This window comes from Domibacillus indicus, assembly GCF_023715895.1.
GTDB classification, from domain to species: domain Bacteria; phylum Bacillota; class Bacilli; order Bacillales; family Domibacillaceae; genus Domibacillus; species Domibacillus indicus_A.
This window is the reverse complement of sequence record NZ_JAMBOO010000013.1, coordinates 23,688-45,969: the sequence shown is the minus strand read 5'-3', so window position 1 is coordinate 45,969 and position 22,282 is coordinate 23,688. Positions and strand designations below refer to the sequence as shown.

The 22,282-nt window shown below is 40.1% G+C and carries 23 protein-coding genes and 2 pseudogenes; 10 read left to right on the top strand and 15 right to left on the bottom strand.

Annotation, left to right across the window (positions count from 1 at the left end; all coding sequences use genetic code 11):
• Positions 1-5: 5 nt before the first annotated feature.
• Positions 6-425 carry a YxiG family protein gene (locus tag M3221_RS16635; protein ID WP_251272849.1) on the bottom strand — a complete coding sequence of 140 codons (420 nt, stop codon included), beginning with the start codon at positions 423-425 and terminating at the stop codon, positions 6-8.
• A 139-nt stretch (positions 426-564) separates the two neighbouring features.
• On the opposite strand from M3221_RS16635, the gene M3221_RS16630 reads away from it, so the two are divergent.
• Both M3221_RS16630 and M3221_RS16625 read left to right on the top strand, forming a co-directional pair.
• Positions 565-999 carry a hypothetical protein gene (locus tag M3221_RS16630; RefSeq protein ID WP_251272848.1) on the top strand — a complete coding sequence of 145 codons (435 nt, stop codon included), beginning with the start codon at positions 565-567 and terminating at the stop codon, positions 997-999.
• 37 nt (positions 1,000-1,036) lie between these two features.
• Positions 1,037-2,029 carry a helix-turn-helix domain-containing protein gene (locus tag M3221_RS16625; protein WP_251272847.1) on the top strand — a complete coding sequence of 331 codons (993 nt, stop codon included), beginning with the start codon at positions 1,037-1,039 and terminating at the stop codon, positions 2,027-2,029.
• 161 nt (positions 2,030-2,190) lie between these two features.
• Here M3221_RS16625 and M3221_RS16620 read toward each other — a convergent pair whose 3' ends face one another.
• Complete coding sequence (locus M3221_RS16620; RefSeq protein ID WP_251272846.1) at positions 2,191-3,027, bottom strand: aldo/keto reductase; 837 nt, start codon at positions 3,025-3,027, stop codon at positions 2,191-2,193.
• Between the two features lie 368 nt (positions 3,028-3,395).
• Here M3221_RS16620 and M3221_RS16615 point away from each other — a divergent pair, with 368 nt between their 5' ends.
• A complete protein-coding gene (locus M3221_RS16615) occupies positions 3,396-4,160 on the top strand; it encodes an IclR family transcriptional regulator (protein ID WP_251272845.1) in 765 nt (254 codons plus the stop codon).
• Positions 4,161-4,497: 337 nt separating this feature from the next.
• On the opposite strand, the gene kdgT is transcribed toward M3221_RS16615, so the two are convergent.
• From kdgT to M3221_RS16600, 4 genes and pseudogenes are all read right to left on the bottom strand, one after another.
• Entirely contained in the window at positions 4,498-5,505 is a 1,008-nt protein-coding gene (gene kdgT / locus M3221_RS16610; RefSeq protein WP_251272844.1) for a 2-keto-3-deoxygluconate transporter, read from the bottom strand.
• Positions 5,506-5,591: 86 nt separating this feature from the next.
• Positions 5,592-5,717 (bottom strand): annotated as a pseudogene (locus tag M3221_RS26350) (2-deoxy-D-gluconate 3-dehydrogenase); the annotation flags it as partial.
• 45 nt (positions 5,718-5,762) lie between these two features.
• Positions 5,763-6,543: pseudogene (locus tag M3221_RS16605) on the bottom strand (5-dehydro-4-deoxy-D-glucuronate isomerase).
• An 835-nt stretch (positions 6,544-7,378) separates the two neighbouring features.
• The gene (locus M3221_RS16600; protein WP_251272843.1) at positions 7,379-7,789 is read right to left on the bottom strand and encodes a YndM family protein; all 411 of its coding nucleotides are present in this window, start codon (positions 7,787-7,789) and stop codon (positions 7,379-7,381) included.
• Positions 7,790-8,893: 1,104 nt separating this feature from the next.
• On the opposite strand from M3221_RS16600, the gene M3221_RS16595 reads away from it, so the two are divergent.
• Entirely contained in the window at positions 8,894-9,073 is a 180-nt protein-coding gene (locus tag M3221_RS16595) for a hypothetical protein (protein WP_251272842.1), read from the top strand.
• Positions 9,074-9,440: 367 nt separating this feature from the next.
• On the opposite strand, the gene M3221_RS16590 is transcribed toward M3221_RS16595, so the two are convergent.
• The 4 genes from M3221_RS16590 to xylE all read right to left on the bottom strand — a co-directional run bounded on the left by M3221_RS16590 (position 9,441) and on the right by xylE (position 12,432).
• Complete coding sequence (locus M3221_RS16590) at positions 9,441-9,971, bottom strand: histidine phosphatase family protein (protein ID WP_251272841.1); 531 nt, start codon at positions 9,969-9,971, stop codon at positions 9,441-9,443.
• Positions 9,972-10,435: 464 nt separating this feature from the next.
• The gene (locus tag M3221_RS26865) at positions 10,436-10,561 is read right to left on the bottom strand and encodes a hypothetical protein (protein WP_396120300.1); all 126 of its coding nucleotides are present in this window, start codon (positions 10,559-10,561) and stop codon (positions 10,436-10,438) included.
• 94 nt (positions 10,562-10,655) lie between these two features.
• Complete coding sequence (locus tag M3221_RS16585) at positions 10,656-10,895, bottom strand: helix-turn-helix domain-containing protein (protein ID WP_251272840.1); 240 nt, start codon at positions 10,893-10,895, stop codon at positions 10,656-10,658.
• A 130-nt stretch (positions 10,896-11,025) separates the two neighbouring features.
• Positions 11,026-12,432 carry a D-xylose transporter XylE gene (xylE, locus tag M3221_RS16580; protein ID WP_251272839.1) on the bottom strand — a complete coding sequence of 469 codons (1,407 nt, stop codon included), beginning with the start codon at positions 12,430-12,432 and terminating at the stop codon, positions 11,026-11,028.
• Between the two features lie 363 nt (positions 12,433-12,795).
• On the opposite strand from xylE, the gene M3221_RS16575 reads away from it, so the two are divergent.
• The 3 genes from M3221_RS16575 to M3221_RS26860 all read left to right on the top strand — a co-directional run bounded on the left by M3221_RS16575 (position 12,796) and on the right by M3221_RS26860 (position 14,031).
• Positions 12,796-13,029, top strand: a complete 234-nt coding sequence (locus M3221_RS16575) for a hypothetical protein (protein WP_251272838.1) — start codon at positions 12,796-12,798, stop codon at positions 13,027-13,029.
• Positions 13,030-13,495: 466 nt separating this feature from the next.
• On the top strand, positions 13,496-13,852 hold the full coding sequence (locus M3221_RS16570) for an IS200/IS605 family accessory protein TnpB-related protein (RefSeq protein ID WP_396120296.1): 357 nt from the start codon (positions 13,496-13,498) through the stop codon (positions 13,850-13,852).
• Between the two features lie 20 nt (positions 13,853-13,872).
• A complete protein-coding gene (locus tag M3221_RS26860; RefSeq protein WP_396120299.1) occupies positions 13,873-14,031 on the top strand; it encodes a zinc ribbon domain-containing protein in 159 nt (52 codons plus the stop codon).
• A gap of 240 nt (positions 14,032-14,271) precedes the next feature.
• Here M3221_RS26860 and M3221_RS16565 read toward each other — a convergent pair whose 3' ends face one another.
• Positions 14,272-15,156 carry an SMP-30/gluconolactonase/LRE family protein gene (locus tag M3221_RS16565; protein ID WP_251272837.1) on the bottom strand — a complete coding sequence of 295 codons (885 nt, stop codon included), beginning with the start codon at positions 15,154-15,156 and terminating at the stop codon, positions 14,272-14,274.
• 186 nt (positions 15,157-15,342) lie between these two features.
• Here M3221_RS16565 and M3221_RS16560 point away from each other — a divergent pair, with 186 nt between their 5' ends.
• The 3 genes from M3221_RS16560 (at position 15,343) to M3221_RS16550 (ending at position 18,183) form a co-directional block, all read left to right on the top strand.
• Positions 15,343-15,909: a helix-turn-helix domain-containing protein gene (locus tag M3221_RS16560; protein ID WP_251272836.1), complete on the top strand. Its 567-nt coding sequence runs from the start codon at positions 15,343-15,345 to the stop codon at positions 15,907-15,909.
• Positions 15,910-16,196: 287 nt separating this feature from the next.
• Positions 16,197-17,630, top strand: coding sequence for a carbon starvation CstA family protein (locus M3221_RS16555; protein WP_251272835.1), 1,434 nt, complete (start codon positions 16,197-16,199; stop codon positions 17,628-17,630).
• A gap of 181 nt (positions 17,631-17,811) precedes the next feature.
• The gene (locus tag M3221_RS16550; protein ID WP_251272834.1) at positions 17,812-18,183 is read left to right on the top strand and encodes a hypothetical protein; all 372 of its coding nucleotides are present in this window, start codon (positions 17,812-17,814) and stop codon (positions 18,181-18,183) included.
• A gap of 258 nt (positions 18,184-18,441) precedes the next feature.
• On the opposite strand, the gene M3221_RS16545 is transcribed toward M3221_RS16550, so the two are convergent.
• The 4 genes from M3221_RS16545 to M3221_RS16530 form a co-directional block, all read right to left on the bottom strand.
• The gene (locus M3221_RS16545; protein ID WP_251272833.1) at positions 18,442-19,296 is read right to left on the bottom strand and encodes a MurR/RpiR family transcriptional regulator; all 855 of its coding nucleotides are present in this window, start codon (positions 19,294-19,296) and stop codon (positions 18,442-18,444) included.
• A gap of 70 nt (positions 19,297-19,366) precedes the next feature.
• The gene (locus M3221_RS16540; protein WP_251272832.1) at positions 19,367-20,524 is read right to left on the bottom strand and encodes an MFS transporter; all 1,158 of its coding nucleotides are present in this window, start codon (positions 20,522-20,524) and stop codon (positions 19,367-19,369) included.
• A gap of 80 nt (positions 20,525-20,604) precedes the next feature.
• Positions 20,605-20,880, bottom strand: a complete 276-nt coding sequence (locus M3221_RS16535; protein WP_251272831.1) for a hypothetical protein — start codon at positions 20,878-20,880, stop codon at positions 20,605-20,607.
• A gap of 19 nt (positions 20,881-20,899) precedes the next feature.
• Positions 20,900-22,252, bottom strand: coding sequence for a TRAP transporter large permease subunit (locus tag M3221_RS16530; protein WP_251272830.1), 1,353 nt, complete (start codon positions 22,250-22,252; stop codon positions 20,900-20,902).
• Between the last annotated feature and the right edge of the window lie 30 nt (positions 22,253-22,282).

Here is a 22,282-nt window from a genome sequence, read left to right as displayed (position 1 = left end):
TGATTCTATTGTTCGGGGTACTCCACGTCAAAAACTGAATGGTTAATTACTACTCGTTTGGCTTCCACAAACAGTATGGAACTCCAAATTTCCAAGGAAAAATTAGAGTTTGAACTATATTGTTCTGCCCATTCTTCCGTCTCTGACTGAATTGAAATTGATCCGATACCTTCTGGATAATAGTAAATGGAGGTTAATTCTAAGTAACTGTCTTCTTCTGTTTCTAATACGCGAAATCTCTCCTTGCCAGCACCTTCAAGGAAGTAAAATGATGATACCTGCTCAAACCTTAATTGATGATTTCGAATCGTTTCATGCTCAATTTCCTTTGTCTGAAACGTAATTGTATGATTGAAAACATCTATATCCATTTTTTGAATTACATTTGCCCATAAGTCATTTAAACAATCTTGCAAACAAGTCACTCTTTCACCTTCTGTCATTTTTCCTTTATTAAAGCACATTAGCATAAACATTACTTTTTAAAGGAATTACATAGCGAAAGTTACTCAGCAGTTCGTCCATATAGAAAGATTGTTAAATAAAGAAATAGGAAGTGTGCCCATGATTCAATATTTAAAAGGTGTTTCAAGTTCGATCATTACTGCCATGATTGCTCTCTATGTATACGAAGCAGTGATTAGTGGTATAGATTTCAGTTTTACCCATTTCATCATTCTTTTTATGTCTGTCTCAGCTTTTGCTTATATACTTGGCTTACTCGGCATATCCTGCTGGTACTTTATTAAGGAACTAAAATGGAACATGATCAAGAGCTGCTTATTGTTTCTTGCATTGGGACTGGTATGTGGCTTCTTCCTGGAAATGAAACTGTTTGAAGGTGACTTAATTCCGGCGATTACGATTTCTACAACTCTTGGTTCACTGGCTTTCTTGGTCTGCCAACAAATTAAGAACAGAGCAATTTCTTATACCCTTTCCGCTCTGCCTTTTCTTATTATCGGTTTAGATACATTGTACACACATCTCACTACATAAACTCTTTCATCATTTGAAGTAAAGGAGAAAAACATCTATGCAGCATTCAGAGTATTACTCAACCAAAGAAGTCGCGGAACAAATTAACCGCTCTGTTTCCACAGTCCATGCTTATGTCCAAGAGGGGAAACTAAAACCTGTGGAGGATCCGTGGGGTGGTCATCAAGGGCTCCTTTTTTCTAAGGAAGAAATTGAGCGCCTTATAGAAACCATGCCTAAAACGCCGGAAGGCTTAACATTGAACCAAGCGGCAGAGTACCTGCAGACAAACCGGAATTTCATTGCCGCTTATATTAAAGAAGGACTTCTTCCCGCTTCTGAAGGACAAGTGAAAGGGCGCACCATTCCCCTTATTACAGAAAGCGACCTAAAAGAATTCAGTGAGCTGTATGAAAAGAGGATTTGGGAAGACCGGCTTTCCCAGCGGCAATACTACAATAAAAAAGCAAAAGAAGCCGTGTACCAGCGCTTTTCTTCTCCTTCCATTCCAGAAGCAAGACTTATGCGCAAAGGTTTAGGGGACTGGTACTTCATAGTGCCAGGAACCGACGATACTTTCAGCTACATGGAAGGCATCTATACACACAGGTTAACACCTGACTACTCCATTGAAATGGGCAAGCGCAGTACAAAGCCCGGATACGCGGTACTTAATCTTCCGGCCGTCTATTCCCTCACTTATCAAGTAATGGATCTGCTTTATCAGCAGGTGCCGGTGGCCAATCTGTATATGGAACGGTTAAAAGACCGGTGGATCATTCATATGAAAGATGCACGGTTTAATGGTGTTTCGGTTGAGTTAGCGGACTTTATTAAACGTTCGGCTAAACAGGGACGTGTGCGTTATGTTCCGGAGTATGAAGGGATTAGTATTGAATCACAGGAGGAATTGCTGTCGGTTTCACTGTCAGTCGATATTAAAGATTGGCTGCGAAAAAAAGGCGAACAGACAGGCAAGAGTATGCAGGATATTGCTGCCGAGATCCTTGAAGAAGTGCACAAACGTGAACAAGGCCAAAGTAATCATTAATAGTCCAAATTAATATTGTTTTTCATGAATGGAGCAAAAAAGAAGTAATTCTTGCCGTACCCCGAGCAGAGAGGGACGCGAAATGGAAGTAGAGCGAACTCAAAAAACCATGGTGAGTTTTTACTCATCATGGTTTTTTGTAGTTATTAGTGACAGGTACCCTAAAATCCTACTCTCATGGTATCCGGATGTGATCCCGCACGGCTGTCTTGGTTGAGAGCATCGATTTTTTCCATGTCTTCCTGAGTTAGTTCGAAGTCAAAGATGTCTGCGTTTTCGATGATGCGGTGTTCTTTGATTGATTTTGGGATGGTGACGACTTCATGCTGCAGATCCCAGCGCAAGATGACTTGAGCAACAGATTTGTTATGTTTATGAGCAATGTCTGTGAGAACAAGTTCGTTTAACAGCTGACCTTGCTTTAATGGTGACCATGCTTCCATTTGAATTCCTTCATTTTTACAAAACGCTAATAGCTCTTTTTGCGTTAAATGAGGATGGAACTCTACCTGATTAACCATCGGTTTGATTTCACAATCACTCATTAATTCTTGTAAATGATGAATTTGAAAGTTACTCACGCCAATTGCACGAACACGACCGTCCTTGTATAATTTTTCAAGTGCTTTCCATGTGTCTTTATATTTATCAACGCCAGGCCAGTGAATTAAATAAAGATCCAAGTAATCCAGGCCTATCTTGTTCAGACTCGTTTCAAAGGCTTGCAAGGTAGTTTCATATCCTTGGTCGGAATTCCAAACTTTGCTCGTAACAAACAAGTCTTCGCGAGGAACACCGGATTCCCGAATCCCCTGGCCAACACCTTCTTCATTTTTATAAATTGCAGCGGTATCAATGCTGATATAACCATTGCGGATAGCAGCTTTTACGGATTCAACCACTTCTTCACCTTCTGTAACTTTAAAAACGCCTAACCCCATCCATGGCATTTTCACACCATTATGTAATGTAACTGTGTCTTTTAAACTTGCTAGCATTTTAATAGCCTCCTTTTAGTTTACCGGCTGCAAAAACTCTCTTGCGGCGCGGGCTTTCTCCATATATTATAAAGCATAGTTTTCAATTTCCTAAATTCCACCCTTAACACATGCTTCAGAAACCTTAACAGCCTCTTCTTTTGAATCTGCTCTTACAGCAGCCAGCAGCCACAACACCGCACCCTCTAGTTTTTGAAGGTATGTTAACCTTTTTGATTTATATCCCTTTTCCTCATTATTAATTTTAAAATTTTTATCCCTTGAACAAGTAAATGGATATTCATTTTACAAAGGTTTTAAGCTGCAGTATCATATAGTAGAACACTGTTTCATCATATCCAAGATCCTACTAAAAGAGGTAAATGACCATGTCAAATGTTCAATCACTAGAACGAGCCCTTACCATATTAAACAAACTGTCTGAATATCCCGACGGAATCCAGATTGTTAGACTATCAGAGAAACTTGGACTAACGAAAAGTACCGTTCATCGGCTGTTAGCCACTTTATCGAGTATGAATTACGTTGTAAAAGATGAAGGAACAGACAAGTATAAGCTCGGATTACAAGTTCTGTTTCTTTCACGGAATCTCTTAAATAACAACGATATTGTTGCTACGGCAAAGCCATATTTGGAAAAATTATGTGCTGAAGCCAATGAAACCGTGCATTTATGCATTGAAAACAACGGAGAAGTCATTTACATTGATAAGATTGAAAGCACACAAACCATCCGAATGTATTCAAGAGTTGGCAGCCGTGCACCTATGCATAGTACTGGCGTTGGTAAAATATTGCTTTCTGGTAAAACCCAAGATGAATTCAACAAATTAATTGAAAATATCAACTTCGTGAAGAAAACTCCTAATACCATCACTTCAAAAGAAGAACTTATAAAAGAAATTGATAATGCCAAGCAGCTAGGTTATGCCTTAGATAATGCCGAAAATGAAGAAGTATTAAGATGTATTGCAGCGCCAATCTTTGACCACAAAGGAAAGATCATTGCCAGCTTTAGTATATCTGGTCCAATCAACCGCGTGACTATGGAAGCTATTAAAGAAACCTTGATTGATAAAATGAAACAGTATAGTATTGCCATCTCAAGGAATCTGGGTTACACCGGTTCTTGATTTCTAAAAGAGTATTCTCCTGTTGAGTGATACCCTTCTTTTTAGACCAAGAGCGCTTCTTTTAGAGCCAGAACGTTCATAATTTCTTTTGACACTCCCATGGCTGAAGCCGCAAGCCCTTCACCTTGCGGTGAGGCGGGTGGAATTCTGAAGTGCGAACGCGTTCACTGCCCACTTCTGTTTAGAACTCACCTTCAGTTAAGGGCGGTGTCATCAGCCCTTCCTGCTCCGTCACCAAAAGTGCCACTGGTTCTCCAACAGTAAGTTCAACTCATACCCGTCCCCCCCCTTTAATAAGAGGGAGATACATATCGTTTTATGTCTCTCCTTGCTAAGACTATAATGCAGTTTCTTTACTTCTTTCTTTACTTCTTTCCGGGACTACAGATCCCTTCTTTTTCTTTTCCATATATTTAGACCAATAAGCGGTCAAGATTGGTACTAAAATCGAAGTAACGATAACCGATGCTGCGACTAGTGCCGTAGCGGATTGAGCAACAGGAAGAAATTCTGGTTTCATTTCAGCAATAATCATCGGGTTCGCAACCGCGGCACCAGCCGTACTAGAAGCAGCAAGACCTGCAGTACCATTTCCTCCACCGATGAATTTATCAGCTAACATTAACGGAATACCAGTAACAACGATTACAAGAAGGCCAAGAAGAATTCCAGCCATACCTGTTTTAAGAATAACGGATAGGTCAATTGAATTTCCTAAAGCAAAACCGAAGAACGGAATCATCGTATGTGTTGCTTTACTGAAGAAATTACGTAATTCAGGATCCAAGTTACCTAATACAAAACCTACTAAGAATGGTAACACAGCACCAACAAAGGCCTGTGGATGAAACGCAGCTAATCCTGTGCTGCCTAAAATCAACATGGTTACTAGCGGACCAGATTCAAGTGACATAAGCACAAAGGCTCCTGCTTCTTCCTTTGAACCATACTGCTGCATGATAGAGGCATATAACCCTCCATTTGTCATATCCATTGCCGCAATAAGTGCTAGTACAGAAAATCCTGCAAATAAACCAGATTGCACTCCGCTGTCCGGAAGGAATAATGAGGCAACAACAGCTACACCCCATGCAACCAAAATCTTAGTTAAAACGAGTGTTCCTGATTTTCTTAAAACGGTACCAGTTGCTTTAATATTGATCCCGGCGCCCATACAGAAGAACCATACTGCTAAGATCGGTACTGTACCGGTCATCAATCCGTTCGTAAAAGAACCAAAATACTCACCAGATTCAGGAGCAAAGGTATGGATAATTGCCCCTAAAAATAACGGAACCAGCATAAGGCCGCCAGGGATCTTTTCCATTGATTTCATTATCTTCATAGTTGTCCACCTAACCTTTCAGATTAATAGGAATAATTAAAGCGTTTTCAAAAAATAGAAAGTTTAACATGCTGTTTTTGTTCCAATAAGTCGGCTCCTGCTTTTGGCAGCGCTACTGCATATCCTTGGCCAGGACCAGTATTACCGCCAGTTACGATCGCTGTCTTTCCCTCTAAGTTAAAAAAAACTAGTGAAAAATCATGTAAACTCAATGTTCTACATCTCATCTGTTTTTATAATTTCTAGTAATCTGTTAATTATCTCAATTGGTCCATTGTTACGGCATCCATATCGTTATAGGTTTTGTTTTCTCCAGCCATCGCTCAAATGAAGGTATAATTGCTGGTTGCACTGCCGCAATGAATGGACCAGGGTGGAGAGATGAAAGCCTGCTCGTTTTTCATCACCAAATGACGGGTTTCTGTCGGCTCACCCATTAGGTGAAACATCCTTGCATTTTCATCCAAGTCGATGTAGAGATAAACTTCAGAACGGCGGTTGTGAGTATGTGTCGGCATCGAGTTCTAAAGACTTCCTTTATTTAATTGCGTTAACCCCATAACAACCTGACAACTTTGAATTCCTTCCAGATAAATCATCCGGGGGATGACGCGGTCATTGGCATTCTCAAGGGATCCTAATCGATCTCCTTCAATATCCCTAAACACGCTTGGCTGGTTTTTCTGCTGAATTGCTTGAGAATAGGAGCTCTTGCTTCCCTTGTCCGATGTACAGACAGTCCTTATTTCCCATCATATACTGCTCACCATCAACAGTGATTTTGCCATTGCCGCCGACATTAAAAATCCTCTCTTCTCTACGTTCTAAAAAGTAATTAGCCTTGATTTCGTCGTAACCCTTTAATGAACTGGACTCTTCTTTCGGAGTAATCCCGCCAACAATCGTGTGGTCTTCCATTGTATATGTAAGCTTAATTTCTCCTGGTACAAATAACTCTTCAATCAGGTAATGCTTGCGAAGATCTTCCGTTGTAAACGTTTTAACTTAGTCTTGGTAGGGTGAATATCTAATTTCCACTATCAACATCTCCTTCTTTTTTAAAAATAAAGCATACGGTGTGTTTCATGATGAAGGCGGTTACAATTAATTCAGTCTGGTCGAATGTAAATTTGTTTCAATGTAACCACACTGTACGGCATATTCGTCCCGCATTGTGGAACGCTGTTCCATATTTTTATTATAACGCTTTCATATGACAATTACTAGTAAAAAAATATTAAAAAATCAGGAATACATTATTTTGGTTCTCACGCATTACATACTTTTTTATTAGATAGTTTGTAATATTAAGTGCCAAACATAGGAATAAAAAAACGCCTCTGACGCTTCGTGTAAAATGTAAGTTCTTACACAAACATCACGGAGGACTGTAACAAACTACTAATATCTTAGCCATTCAGTTAATGCACATACATCAAGGCCTTCTATTTGCACATACCGCCCTTAGCACAAAGCTACATGCTGAAAAAAGCACCCAGGCAGAAGCCTGAGTGCGATAGTTCAAATTAGATGTGGGTTATTGGAAAATCAGCTGTTTTTGGTGCTGTGTACGGAATGCTTTTTCTACGTCGTATATCTTCTACATAAATCTGGTGCCAGATCATAAACACAAGAATGGTCCATATTTTGCGGCTGTTATCTTTTGGATTTAAGTCAATAATTTGGACGCAGAAAAGTTAAGTCTTAGCAGTTCTTCTAGTCTGACCCTCAAGACCAGAGAAAAAGCCCGTCGAAGGTTTCGAACGGGCTACTTCGTTGCTCTATTTAGTTTTTTATTCATTAGATTGTAAAATAAAAGAATTTAATCTCTTATGATAATGCGTGCTGCCATAAGAATCCCCTGCTTTACATGTTATTTGACACGAGAGTGAGCATGTTTTTCATCAAATACATGTCTATCGAGATATTTATGGAAGAACCATTCACCAAATGCTATAGCAATTGCTGAGATAAAAGAAGCTGCTAGAACATCTCCATCATTGATAAATAGTGATTTACCCATAAGCCAAATGACAAAGAAAGCTAATACTGCATCTAATACAGTCGCAATACCATTTCTCTTAGAGTGATCTGCATTTCGCTCGCGATCGTCACCTGCTTTGCGGAATACGAGTAAGTCCCCAATTACATAAGCGAGAATTGTAAGAACAGCACTGATAAGGAGCGTATCACTGAACTCTCCATCGTACATTCCAGTAAGTACAATCCCAAGTACGACTGCGACCATCACAAATTTAATAATAAGTGCTTTTACATGATCCATGTTCATTTCCTCCTTTTTTTTTGATGCTCAATTAATACCCCAAATAGAAATAATAAACACCTGCTTTGTTTTTTTACATCCATGGTATAGGAAAATCTTTTAAGATTAACCTGCCATTTTTCTTTACTATTCTTTACACACAATAAGCCGCATGTGTCCAACCCTTCGAAACTATCTTACACAAGTATGAGCGGAGCTTTTTTATCCTTTTCTTGCTGGAAGTGCTTACGTGGTTCCCAACGGTAAGTTGCATACGGGCCAAACCAACGAGTTCCGCAATTTCTGAATGATTTTAATGTCATTCATCTAGCGGCGGTACCTGCGAAGGCTGTTTGCTGCGCTCTTTCTTACGTTTTGTCTTCATTTGATACCACTGTTAATTTAAACCTGTCTAGTTTCGATGTTTATATGTCGGCATAAATTTTTTCTTTTTGTGGTTTATCTTCTCAGGGCAGCGGGTAAAGAAATAATGTAGAAACCACACCACCTCCTGATGACTTTTTGCTTGCTACATACTGATTAGTAGTTGCTCTTTGCTGCGGATGACATACCACTGCTTTTTTATATATGGTTTGATTTACTGACAGAACGAGTAACAGACAAACCATGTAACTAAGGGACACCTCATCAGCCCTAAAAATTCACATAACTCCATGCCATTTGCCACGGATTTGCTTCCGTGGCTCTTTATGCTGTCAACTATAACTCCTCAAATATACGGTAACTATCTTCGTAAACAAATCGATCCAGCCTGTTATTCAGCACGCCATTGTAGAATCGGCCAAGTTACGAACACGCTTCGTTTTTGTATGTATAACAGTCGTGGATAAAGCGGTTATAACGATATCACATAGGATAAACACCAGACTATTCCATTGAAATGGGCAAGCGCAGTACCAAGCCTGGATAAGCGGTGCTTAATCTGCCGGTAGTTTATTCCCTCACCTATCAAGTAATGGATCTGCTTTATCAGCAGGTTCCAGTGGCCAATATGTATATGGAACGCTTGAAGAATCGATGGATCATTCACATGAAAGATGCTCGGTTAAATGGTGTTTCGGTTGAGTTAGCTGATTTTATTAAACGTTCGGCTAAACAAGGCGTGTGCGGTATGTTCCGGAATATGATGCACTTAGCATTGAATCGCAGGAGGAATTGCTGTCGGTTTCGCTGTCAGTCGATATTAAAGACTGGCTGCGAAAAAAAGGAGAACAGGCAGGCAAGAGTATGCAAGATATTGCCGCAGAGATTTTAGAAGGAGTATATCAACGAGAAATGCAATGAGCCTATTACATTGGTTAAAGAAATATGGAGCTAATCTGAAAAGATCAGCTCCATATATTCTTTAAACACACAGTTAACTAAATATAGAAGTGATTACTAATTTACATAGCGATAATAATAAATTCAATTGTTTTGCTAATATCGGGTTCTTACGCGTGCACCCCAATAAATTACAATATCCTGTAAGTAAGGGGTATCGCCAACATTTCGGAAATTTTGTACCTGATCAAATATCAACATAAAAAAGTCAATTTCTTATACGTGAAATGCATCCCTTAGAATAGACGTTAAAAGCCCTCAGGTTTGAACATTACTATTTTTGGGATGCACTTTAAAAGATATCAGGGGGTTATTTTTTGACAATTTTTTAGCCCCAGATTCTCCTTACGTAATATGTATTCTTTTTTACTTTCACTTCGTAGACATCCGGGTGCGACAATCCGGCCCATTCTGTGAGCCCCTTCATGCCATCAATTCGCATCAATAAAAGCCCCATCACATTGCGATGAGTAGCCAGCACGGTGCCGTCGGTTGCTGCTTCAAGCACTTCCATTCCCCTTTTTGCTACTTCGCGGCTCGATTCTCCGCCTTCCATTTTCAGGTCCATATCCCGAACGGAATCTTCGAGGCGTTCCAGCCAGTCTTTTAGGTTTTTCGAAATCAGCTTGTGCTCATTAAGCCGGTTGTCAATTTCCACCAGCAGGCCCAGGTTGTCTGCTGTTGGCTGGATGGATTGAATCGCCCGTGTGAACGGGCTGGAAATGATGCGCTTAATATTCCGCTTTTCAAAAAAGCGCATAAGCTCTTTCGCCTGTTCTTTTCCCTCTTCAGTCAATTCTGCATCCAACTCTTGCCCTGTAGCTTGGCAATGCCTGACCAGATATATTGTTTTATCCATTTGTTTCGCTCCTAATTTCTTTTACTCACAACGTCATTATTTTTCGTTTTCACTATAAGTTTTAACAAAAAATCCTTCAGATTCAGACCACTCTGCATATAGAATATCTTGAACAGTTGAGTATCCTTCCTTTTCCAGCTCATCATAGCCATTTTTTGATTTGCCTACGTCGTTAAGGATTCCTTGGTTATCCTCTCCTTCGTCAATTATATCAATACCTTTTCCCCCTATATCTGACTCTTTTTAAGGGTCCTGCCGTATCCCCATTAATCTAAGTTAAAATCATAATCCAAACAAAAAACGCTATGCTTATCGTAAGCAGTTTAGGGACTGACTCCTATTTTTGAGACAGGGATCAAATCACCTTTTAAACAGCCTGTGCTTTCGGTATCCTGGTTCAGTAAGGCAGTGATTTTACGGTAGCCATGTCCAAAATTATTATCCCGGCACAGTGTACCCATTTTTCATTCGATTGCCTGCCTTGACGCTTCTATTTGATTCTGTTTATTCCAACGATAATAGGTGGATATAGGGATGCCAAGATGCCTGCACATTTTACTAATGCACATCCCTGTTTTTAATTCTTCCACTAAGTCTACTGCTGTTTCCCATACCACTTCCTTTCCAATTCTTCGTATTTTTTTAAGACTTCAATCTGCTGTTTCAGATACCGGTTTTCTGCCTTCAGCTTCTCCGTTTCACTTTCATATTCAGCCCCTTTTCCGAAGGAATACTGCTTGCCCACTGGCTGGGCTGTTTAAACCGATGAAGTTCGCCTGCTTTGTACAATTTCATCCATGTTTTAAGCTGCGTCTTGTTTCGGATATTTAATTCCTTCAAGACTTCTTTGACGGGCACCCCAGCTAATCTCATTTTTACAGCCTTCATTTTTACTTCCGATTGATAACTGATTCTTGTACCCATAGAAAAAACACCTCCAAGTTGGCTTTTTAGGTACTTACATACCCGTTTTTCAACTTAAAGGTGTTTTTATTTGTCTCGCTTTATGGGATCAGTCCCGTCAGTCCCATAAAGAAGCGGGTTTTTCATGTTTTTAAGCCGTTTTATGTTTCTTTTTCAGCCAGACGCTTTCCATTTGTTCAAGCGTTTTTCCTTTTGTTTCAGGGACGAACTTCCAGACAAAGAGAGCGGAAAGAACGCTCATCAGCCCATAGAAGCCATATGTTAAGCCGCCGCTGTACTCCATCATCATCGGATAAGTGGAAGAGATAAAGTAGTTGGCGGCCCATTGGGCGGCTACGGCCAGAGCGACGGCCTGGCCGCGGATTTTGTTCGGGAAAATTTCGGAAATCAACACCCAGCAGATCGGTCCCCACGACATCATGAAAGATGCCGTATAAATGATGATAAAAAAGAGTGTGCTGATACCGATTACATTTGCGAACGCCAGCCCTGACACACCGAACATGCCGACTGCCATGCCGATCGAACCGAGAATTAACAGCGGCTTCCGTCCCCATTTGTCGACGGTCAAAATGGCAATCATGGTAAAGATAACGTTTACAAGACCCATTACAATGGTCTGCAGCATAGATGCATCCTTGGCCGCACCCATGCTTTCAAAAATACGGGGCGCGTAATACAGCGCAACGTTAATGCCGACAAACTGCTGGAAGACGGACAGCATAATACCGATCACAATTAGCAGTTTCCCGTAGGCAAATAATTTTTCTGAGGCAGCGTGCGCAGTAATTGTCTGCTTAATCTCAGACATAATGGCGCTCGCTTCTCTGGCACCATTAATTTTCGTTAGGATAGACAGCGCTTTCTCATCCTGGTTTTGAAGAGCCAGATAGCGCGGTGTTTCCGGAACGAGAAACAATAAAACACCAAACAAGAGGGCTGGAACTGCTTCTGAAGCAAACATGTAGCGCCAGCCGATGTCGTTAATCCATTCGGCTGTTTGTCCGTTCGCAATGCCCCAGTTAATAAAGTACACAACCAGCATCCCAAAAATAATCATAAACTGATTAAAGGAAACGAGCCGTCCCCGGATTTCAGCGGGCACAATTTCACTGATATACATCGGAACAACCGCTGACGCCAGGCCGACACCAATTCCACCAATAATCCGGTATACGTTAAACATCATGAGTAAAGCGAAAGACGGTTCTCCTTTTGTAAAAAATAAAAATTCCGGGTAAGCAGAACCAAGCGCAGAAACAAGAAACAGGACGGCTGCGATAATAAGAGAATATTTCCGTCCGAATTTTGACGCAAAGTAGCCGGAGATCAGGCCGCCGATAATGCAGCCGATTAAGGCGCTTGAAATAGTGGCGCCATGCGCAAGAGACCCGAGGCCAAGCGGCTTCACCAGATACTCTTCAATGGACTTGTCCGCTCCGGATATAACCGCTGTGTCATAACCGAAAAGCAGGCCGCCAATTGCTGCAACAAGCGTAATCGAAAAAATATAAAATAAATTTCGGTTTTGATTCATATGGGCCAAGACAAATTTGGATCATCGAAAGAAAAACTATTAAAAACGCTTCCAAATTACTTATGTAAAAATCAAATCAATCAAGAAAGCTGAAGAGAAATTTCTTTTCGCATGATCAGCTGCAATTTGTCTTTTCCTCCTTTCTGTTTAACAGTGGTGTTGTAGTAAACGGAGTTAAGATCGTTAGTCCGTTTACAAGAAAAGTGTATCAGCTTCTCATTAGTTTGTCTATCAGATAAACTAAGTTTTTTGAAAGCGAAGAAAAATACTAGCTTAATATCCATAGAAAACGAATTTGACAGCAGTTCTTTTGCCCATTCAATTCGAAGTGCGGAACATACCGTACAGGCTCTTGTTAACAGAATGCTTAATAAAGCCGGTCTATCGTTTGATATGGTACGGTTAAATGGCGTTCCGGTTGAGCTAGCCGACTTTATTAAGCGGTCGGCTAAAACAAAACAAGGGCGTTTGCGGTATGTTCCTAAATATGAGGCACTCAGCATTGAATCGGAGGAGGAATTGCTGTCCGTTTCCCTGTCCGTGGATATTAAGGACTGGCTTCGAAAAAAAGGGGAACAGACAGGAAAAAGTATGTAGGATATTGCAGCGGAGATCCTTGAGGAAGTATATAAACGCGAGCAAGGTCAAAGCGGGGATAGTATCAACCATTTTCAAACATTTAATTAAAATTGAGCCGGATTCGCCTAAGCCAATTCTTTATTTTTACATCTCACGTTTGTAATTATCTACTTCCAGTTTCTTTATTAAATAAGTGAAAAATCTTTAACGAAAGCTATGTGGTTTCATCTGTATAGATTTTTATTAATTAAGCGCTCTATATATTTAACTCAAGATTTCTACAGAAAAGCTATGTTCTGCATAATCGTCGACTGTAAACACATGCTAGAATAGTTTTTAATAAAATATGTATTTGAATTTAACACATAGTGTAGATAGAAAAATTATACTCATAAATGAAGATTAATGAGACACTGAATTTGGGCAATATTTTCAGACACAAAATACAAAAAAGCAGCCCTCAAACTTATTGAAGGCTGCCTCGGTGGGTACGAAAACGCTCTTCTTTCGCGGAAACGAGCCTGCTTTCATTCGAAGAACATTTTCTTCAAGAAGAAAAAAGTTAGGAAAATTAAAGCTTCTCTCCGTTATTAAAAAATCCAAAAACAAAGAATCACAGTGGATGAAAGATCTAAATCATAAAATGAGCCGGCAAATCGTTCATTTCGCTGCAGAGAACGGTCTTCGCTGCGTTCGAATGGAAGATTTGACGAGTATTCGCTACAAAGCAAAAGCAAAAAAAGAAGCTGGAAGAAATCTGCACTCCTGGTCTCACTATCAGCTTCAGCAATTTATTGAATACAAAGCAAAAATGGCGGGTATTCAAGTCAAAAGTGCGTGAATCCACATTACACTTCCCAAATGTGTAAATGTGGTCATATTGATAAAAAGAATCGAAAAAGACACACGTTTTCGTGTGCCAAATGCCAATATACACTTCACGCTGATGCCAACGCATCCATTAATATTTCGAAAGCCATCAGCGGCCTTTCAAAAAATAAAAACAAGCAAGCAGCTTAACCTAGTCCCGTGTTAACAGCAGGACATGCTGATGACACCGCCCTTAACTGAAGGCGAGTTCTAAACAGAAAAGGACAGTGAACGGTTTCGCACTTCAGAATCCCACCCGTCTCACCGCAAGGTGAAGGGCTTGCGGTTTCAGCCGTGGGAGTGTCAAGGGAGACATAATTCATAATACTAAGTTAGTTTAAGAATACACAACATATTTCCTGTCAAACATGCATTTTCTGTTGTTATTTATCAACGTTTGTATTTGTATTTTCTTGAAACTGCGCCTGCTACGTTTAACCTGTATGAGAAAAGCGAGCCTGCAAGCGGTTCGCGCTTACGTTGTTCCTCTGAAAGGCCCTCACTTGCTGTTGTTATATATAACGTTTTAAAATCATGGTCGCCAAATGTGCAACTTGTAACGTTAGTGACCGGCAAAGAAATTTGATCGACAACTTTTTTCTTCTGTGGATCAATACATACGACACGGCCGCCTCCCCAAAGGGCCACCCACAGATGATCATTTTCATCAATAGTCATACCATCTGGTGAACCTATTGTATCCGTGAAGTCAAAAACTACTTCCCCGCCTTTTAGCACCTCTGTTTTTCCGGAAAATGGATACGACATGATCTTTTTGGAGGGAGTATCAATGGTGTACATCATTGTCCCTTCTTTATTCCAGGCAAGCCCATTTGAAATCGTTATCCCTTTTTTGCTTTCGGTCACTTTTCCATTGTGATCAATTAAATATAGAGACGCCTCTCCTCGATTATCATCTTCGCTCATTGTCCCCAACCAAAATCGACCATACGGATCGACTTTTCCATCATTAAAACGCATAGAGGGTTTCATATTTTCAAGGTATACAAGCGGTTTAACAAATTTGCCTGCTTTATCGAATAGTCCCCATTTATCTCTTAAAGATAAAAAGATCGAATGGTCTTGATCAAGAATGACACTTGTGACATTTGCTTCTAATATTACTTCTTCTGTACTTTGTTTCTCAACATCATAAGCGATCAACTTATTGTTTAAAATATCGACACAAAGCAGGCACATTTGTTCTTCATCCCAAAAAGGGCCTTCAAGCAGCGCAGCTCCTTGAACCTTTTCAACTTTAAGATTTTTTTCCATAACAGCCCATCCTTATTATAGATTAACTTACCTGCAAAACCATAAGCGCCCGCGGCTATATACATGTATCTATCCTACAACAATTTTAACACCTGCTTCCATAGATACCTATATAGTTCTAGCTTTTCATCACAGAAAAACGAATCAATTCATTATTTTATTATTAGATAAGAATATGTTATTGCCGTGCAAACAAACCAAGAGAAATACTATTCAACAAAGGAAGTCGCCGAAATGATTGGCCGCTCTGTTTCTACGGTTCATGCGTATGTCCAAGAAGGTAAGCTAAAACCTGTGGAAGATCCGTGGGGCGGACATCAAGGACTTCTTTTTTCTAAGGAAGAGATTGAACGGCTTATGGAAACCATGCCTAAAACGCTGGAAGGCTTAACGTTGAACCAAGCGGCGGAGTTCCTGCAGACGAACCGGAATTTCATTGCGGCTTATATTAAAGAAGGGATTCTTCCCGCTTTTGAAGGACAAGTAAGAGGAAGAACAATCCCTCTTATTCAAGAAAGCGACTTAAAAGAATTCAGTGAGCTGCACGAAAAGAAAATTTGGGAAGACCGGCTTTCACAGCGGCAATACTACAATAAAAAAGCCAAAGAAGCCGTGTATCTTCGCTTTTCTTCTATTTTGGCAGCAAGACTTATGCGCAAAGGTTTAGGGGGCTGGTACTTCATCGTGCCGGGGACCGATGATACTTTCAGCTATATGGAAGACATCTACACACATCGGTTAACACCTGACTAACCGGAATTAAAATTAGCGACGAGGCCATTATATCCTCAATAGCGCTGGTGAATGAGGATGTACCAGCAGGAGTATTTGACGGCAACAAAACAGTGATCGTAAAACTTTCATCAGTGGTTTGCTGAAACAGGTTTTATAATTGCTATTGTAAAATAAAATGCAGAAATAATTTTCTAAATAAAAAAATCAGTATAAATAAACAGATTATTTTAAAAAAAGGTTGTATTTTAATTTTTCAAAATATAGAATAATGAAATAGTTCTTGTTTACATCAGGAGGTTTCATCAATGATTACATTTTTATCATCTATTGTTCTACTTTTATGCGGGTATCTTTTTTATGCAAAATTCGTTGAGCGTGTGTTTGTGATTAACGATGCACAGCAAACGCCAGCTTATGAAAAAACGGATGGTCTTGATTACGTTCCAATGGCATGGTGGAAAGGCTGGTTTATTCAGCTGTTAAATATCGCCGGACTCGGACCCATTTTCGGTGCAATATCAGGCGCATTATATGGCCCGGTCGCTTTTATCTGGATCGTAGCCGGATGTATTTTTGCAGGGGCCGTACACGATTACTTTTCAGGTATGCTGTCATTACGCCATGGTGGTGCTCAATTTCCAGCTTTAGTAGCAAAATATTTGGGCAATGCTGTAAAATCAGCAGTCAACGTCATCTCTCTCATTTTAATGATTTTAGTAGCGGCTGCTTTTACAGCAGGACCGGCACAGCTGCTAACACAATTAACGCCGCTTAGTTTTATGACCGCTCTTATTCTTGTTTTTACGTACTTTTTATTGGCTGCTGTTCTGCCTGTTAATCAAATCATCGGAAAGATTTATCCGATTTTTGGGGTTATTTTAGTTGTCATGGCTGTAGCGATTGGTGTAGCGCTTCTTTTTGGCAGCAAACCGATTCCTGAGCTGACTCTTGCAAACCTTCATCCAGCTGAGCTGCCTATTTGGCCGCTGATTATGGTGACCATCTCATGCGGTGCAATTTCTGGATTCCATTCTACCCAAAGTCCAATTGTTTCACGGACATTGAAAAAGGAGTCGGAAGGGCGCAAAGTGTTTTATGGAGCCATGATTGGAGAAGGTGTGATTGCCCTAATTTGGGCGGCGGCCGGCATGACATTCTTTGGCAGTACAGCGGGTCTTCAAGAAGCATTAGCTGCGGGTGGCCCTGCCGGGGTTGTAAATGAAATTTCCGTTTCACTGCTTGGCATATTTGGCGGCATTCTAGCGATTCTTGGTGTTATTATTCTGCCTATTACAACAGGTGACACGGCACTTCGTTCATCCCGTATGATTTTATCTGACTGGCTTTCTGGTTTTGTCAATATGGACCGGAAAGGAATGGTACTGATTATGACGATTGTGGTTAGCGTGCCTACTTTTTACTTATCAACAATTGACTATTCGTTCTTATGGCGGTATGTCGGTTGGAGCAATCAAGTTGTGGCAGCCGTGATGCTTTGGACGGCGGTTTCGTATTTGCTGAAAGAAGGGAAAAACCATTGGATTGCCGGAGTGCCCGCTGTATTTATGACCGGGGTTGTCTGCACATATATTTTTTACGCGCCAGAAGGATTTGGTTTGGCATATGGAATTTCAATGGCTATCGGTTTTACGCTTACTGCAATCGTGATTGCTTTGTATGTAAGACAGATTTTGCGATATAAACGAATGGAACCCGATTTGCACATTTCAGCTTCATAAAATGGGAAAGCATTCTGCATCTGCAGAATGCTTTTTTGTTATTTTTTATAACAGCCTTTGATGAATGGACCGGCAGCTAATTGGAACTGACCTCCATTTTTGAGATGGGATCTAAACACAGAGGTTAACACCTGACTATTCCATTGAAATGGGCAAGCGCAGCACAAAGCCCGGATAGGCGGTGCTTAATCTGCCGGCAGCCTATTCCCTCACCTATCAAGTGATGGATTTGCTTTATCAGCAGGTTCCAGTAGCTAATATGTATATGGAACGGTTAAAGGATCGATGGGTCATTCATATGAAAGATGCCCGCTTAAACGGTGTTTCGGTTGAGTTAGCCGACTTTATTATACGTTCGGCTAAACAAGGGCGTGTGCGGTATGTTCCGGAATATGGGGCACTCAGCATTGAATCGGAAGAGGAACTGTTGTCGGTTTCATTTTCGGTCGATATTAAGGATTGGCTACGCAATAAAGGTGAACAGACAGGCAAAAGTATGCAGAACATTGCTGCGGAGATCCTTGAAGAAGTATATCAACGAGGTAAACAATGAATCAACAACGTTGGTTAATGAGACATTGATTTTGGACAATATTTTGAGACACAAAAATCATAGGATCTTGGCTAAAATACCCTGTTTACTAAAAAGACTCAAAAACAATTGTTTTTGAGACAAACAGGACAGGAAAGAAATCTTCTAAATCACTGTAGCTTGAAGAGCTTTTACATTCTTAGAGATACACTTGATAAAAATAAAAATGCGATATTACTTTGTTTTAAAAATCAAGTAATATCACATCTTAATTAAGGATTATTCATGTAAAGAATGATAATTCATATTTGTTAAAATCTCATTTACTTTATCAAGACGTTCCTTTGTTTTTTCGGGGTAGTTGATAGCAATGGCGCTGATTAAATAATCGGCAACAAACATGGATGATACTGCTGAATTATGAAAAGCGATACTGCTAGAATTGCAAGGTAAAATTAAGTCAGAATGCTTCATGAGAGGGGACGAGTAGCTATCCGTGATAGAAATAACCTGTACCTCGTTCCTTTTCGCCGTTTCCGTAAAATCAATAATTCTTCTCGCGTACCTTGGAAAGCTAATGGCGATAACCAAGTCATTTGATGTCATATTCACAATGCTGTCTACCCAATCACTTACATCAGCGAGGATTAGTTGTGTATTTCCCAAAAGCCTGTTAAGTCCATGTGTTAAGTACTGTGCTACAGGCAATCCGCTTCTAACGCTTGTGCAGATAATACGTTCAGCAGAGACGATTTTGTCCATGGTCTGCTCGAGCACTTCAGGCGTTATCATGTTCATTGTATCCTGAATACTGCTGATTTGGCTTTCCGCATACCGACCCCATAAATTATTTTCGCCCATCCCTTTTATATTAGCTTCAAGTCTCGTTTGAGGGGCAGCACGATTACGTAATATCTCCTGGAGTCCCTTTTGAAATTCTGTGTACCCCGAATAACCGACACTAAAAGTTAAGCGCATAATTGTTGTTGTACTTGTGCCAACAATGCCTGCTAGTTGATCCACTGTCAAAAAAGCAACATCAAGCGGATGTTTAATAATATAGTCTGCTACTCTCTTTTGTGTTTCCGTTAACTCTGAAATTTTTTCCTGCAGTTTAATGATTGGATTCTCCATTTTATCTCTCCAAATAGACATCAGATGTCGTAAATTTTCCGCCTATTACCTTAAAAGAAATATTATCACCTTATTCTTTTTTTGTAAAAATTACTTTTTTAAAATTAATAGAACCAGTCAAAATAATAGTTCCACTTATATAGAATACACCAGACATTCCAACGAAACCCGAAACCGCACCTAGGGAAAGCGGCGCGATTATTTGAATCAATTTGTTAAATGTCAGCCGCAATCCCAGACCTTCTGCTACACGATTTTTAGGCAGTGCAATGATTGTAGCAAAGATAGAAAGCGGCTGTGCAATTCCAGTACAAAATCCTAAAAGAAGAGACAAAATACTGAGCCATACAATATGGTCTGCAACGGGATGTAAAAGATAAGAAAGGCCCGCCAAAAGGATCGAGAGAGTAACGACAACATCCCGCTTTAAATGTTGAGAAATCCATGGCAAAAAGCCCCGTATCAGCATGCCGGCTCCTGCGTTTAACGATACAATAATGCCAATAACAAAAGCTGAGAGCCCATTTTCAGATGCAAGCAATGGAAAAAAAGCAATATATGTATCTTTTGAAAGCAGAACGATGGAACTGACAAGCACCGCCTTTCTCAAGTCAGAGATTCGAAGCAGACCAAAAGCATTTCCCGTTCTTTTTCTAGGTGATTTCTCGATTGATTTTTTACCGTCAAATACAAAAGACAATGGAAGCATAAGGATTAATAGAATTCCTAGTAGTAAAAATGCATGATTATAGCTAAGGGAATCGGATGAAAAACCTGCTATTAATGGGCCAATAAAACTGCCCGTTGCTACAGCAATACTAAAAACCGAGATGTAGTATTCACGAAGTCTGCTTTTTGAAAACTGACCCGAATATGCCTGCATAGACAAAACAAATACTAACTGAGAAAGTCCAGAAAATATTTGTGATAGATAAAGCCCTGCTATATCGCCAAATAAAGGAAGTATTATCAGAGACACACTTCCAGACACAACGCTTGCTATCAAAGGTTTCTTAATGCCAATACGGTCGATCACTTTTCCAAATTGAATAGACACAAAAAGCGGTAAAAAAGAAAATAAGGAAACTAAAATACCAACTTCCATATGACTGGCTTCTAAATTACTGGCATATAAGGGAATAAGAGGTCTGCTGCCTGCGATACTTACCATATATAGTGTTGTGCATGTAAAGAGTATATACGAATTAAACTGCCTTCTTTTTTTCATTCTTTCCTGTCTCCTTTCTAACATACAGGAAAAAGAAAAAGCAGACGTGTCCAATTGGACTGTCTGCCTAAATCTATTTATCAGCGTACGTTTTCTACTTCCTCACTAAACTCATCTGAAGAGTACAAATCAACTTCTTCTGTTTTTTCTTTAGGGAAATACCCTAAAATAAAGCCGAGTACGCCACCAATAGCGCTAATCGTAAAAGTTGGATTAGCAAAAATAGCCCACGTTTTGATAACCATATCGCCATTTTGCAGAAGCAGCCCGCCTATTTGTCCAAAAACGAGACATGTACCGCCAAGTAGAAATAATACGAGGCACGTTTTAAATAAAGCAGCAATTATATTTTTCATCATTTTCGCTCCTTTCTTTTTACATTGGAACCGGAAGAATACCCATAGCTATTAAATAACCAATTAATAATATTGGAACGACATAATATACAACTAGCGGCACAAATGTTTTTTCAGCTTGCGCTCCTGCTAAAGATGCCGCAATAAAAATAGAACCGGATGCCGGTGGAGAAGCACCTTCTGTTGAAGCAAATACTAGAATGGCGACCACTGCAAGTAACGGGTCAACTCCAGCAGAAACCATTCCTGCAAAAGCAACCATTCCAATAGCCGTTAAAGTAGCAGTTGAAGATAATGGTCCAGCTACAAGTGCTACCAGCAACCCAACAAATAGAACCATTAACCACTTAGAGATCTCTATTGATCCCATCAGGGTCGATAAATCTTCTGCAAGCCCTAAATCCGTTAATACTTGACTTGATGCATATGCAAAAACAAGAAGAGCTCCTATTGTTGAAAAGCGGGGAATTGAATTGTTTAAAAACTTAGACCAGTCGGTTTTATTTTTAGGAAGGTGCGCCCAGCCGACCATAAAACTAATAATGATAATTAAAATGGGAATCCACGTAATAAGTGAAATGCTTTCAAGGGCGCTTTCTCCTATAGATGGATTTGCTGCAAAGCTCTCAGCAAGCGGTCCGATAGTCGCTACAATCGGAATTAAAGCACCTAAAAAAATTAATGTTGATTTCCAGCCCGTACGTAAGGATTCTTTAAGGGGCTGTATAAAATCAGGTGAAATAGCTTTAATATTATCTCTTTTCACGAAATACATAATTAAAAAGATTCGATAAACTACCTGATAAACACCTGAAATAAATAAGGCGACGTACAAATCTCCTTCAGAAACTACTGCCGCAACCGGTGCGAAGCCGAGCATGATAAACATCGACGCACTTGGCGGAAGTGCAGCACCGAGACCGCCATTACCTGCAACAACTGTCGCAGACAGTTCTTTGCTAAAATTAGACCTTACCATCCATGGGGCTGTGATAGATCCCGTTGTCGCCGTGTTTCCTGAATTAGAACCAGCCAGCGTACCCATCACAGCTGATGCGATGGTATCAACATAAGCTGCTCCTCCAGGAAGACGGCCAAGAAGGGAGTTGAGAATTTTTATAAGACTGGCAATAACCGCTGTTTGATCAATAACATAGGCCATAAATACAAAGGCTACTGAAGCATATAACACATCATTAGTGGCTGCGAAAACTAATCCGTTCCACATTAATTCAGGTGCTCTCACTCCACCGAATAAAGCGGTTACAATAAAGCCCGCAAGCATTGCTTCAGCAATATTTCTTTTTAAAACGAGATTGAAGAACACAATGATTCCGATAAATACAAGTAATGCCCAAATACCAATACCCATAAGGCACCTCTTTTCTAATAATGTTTATTA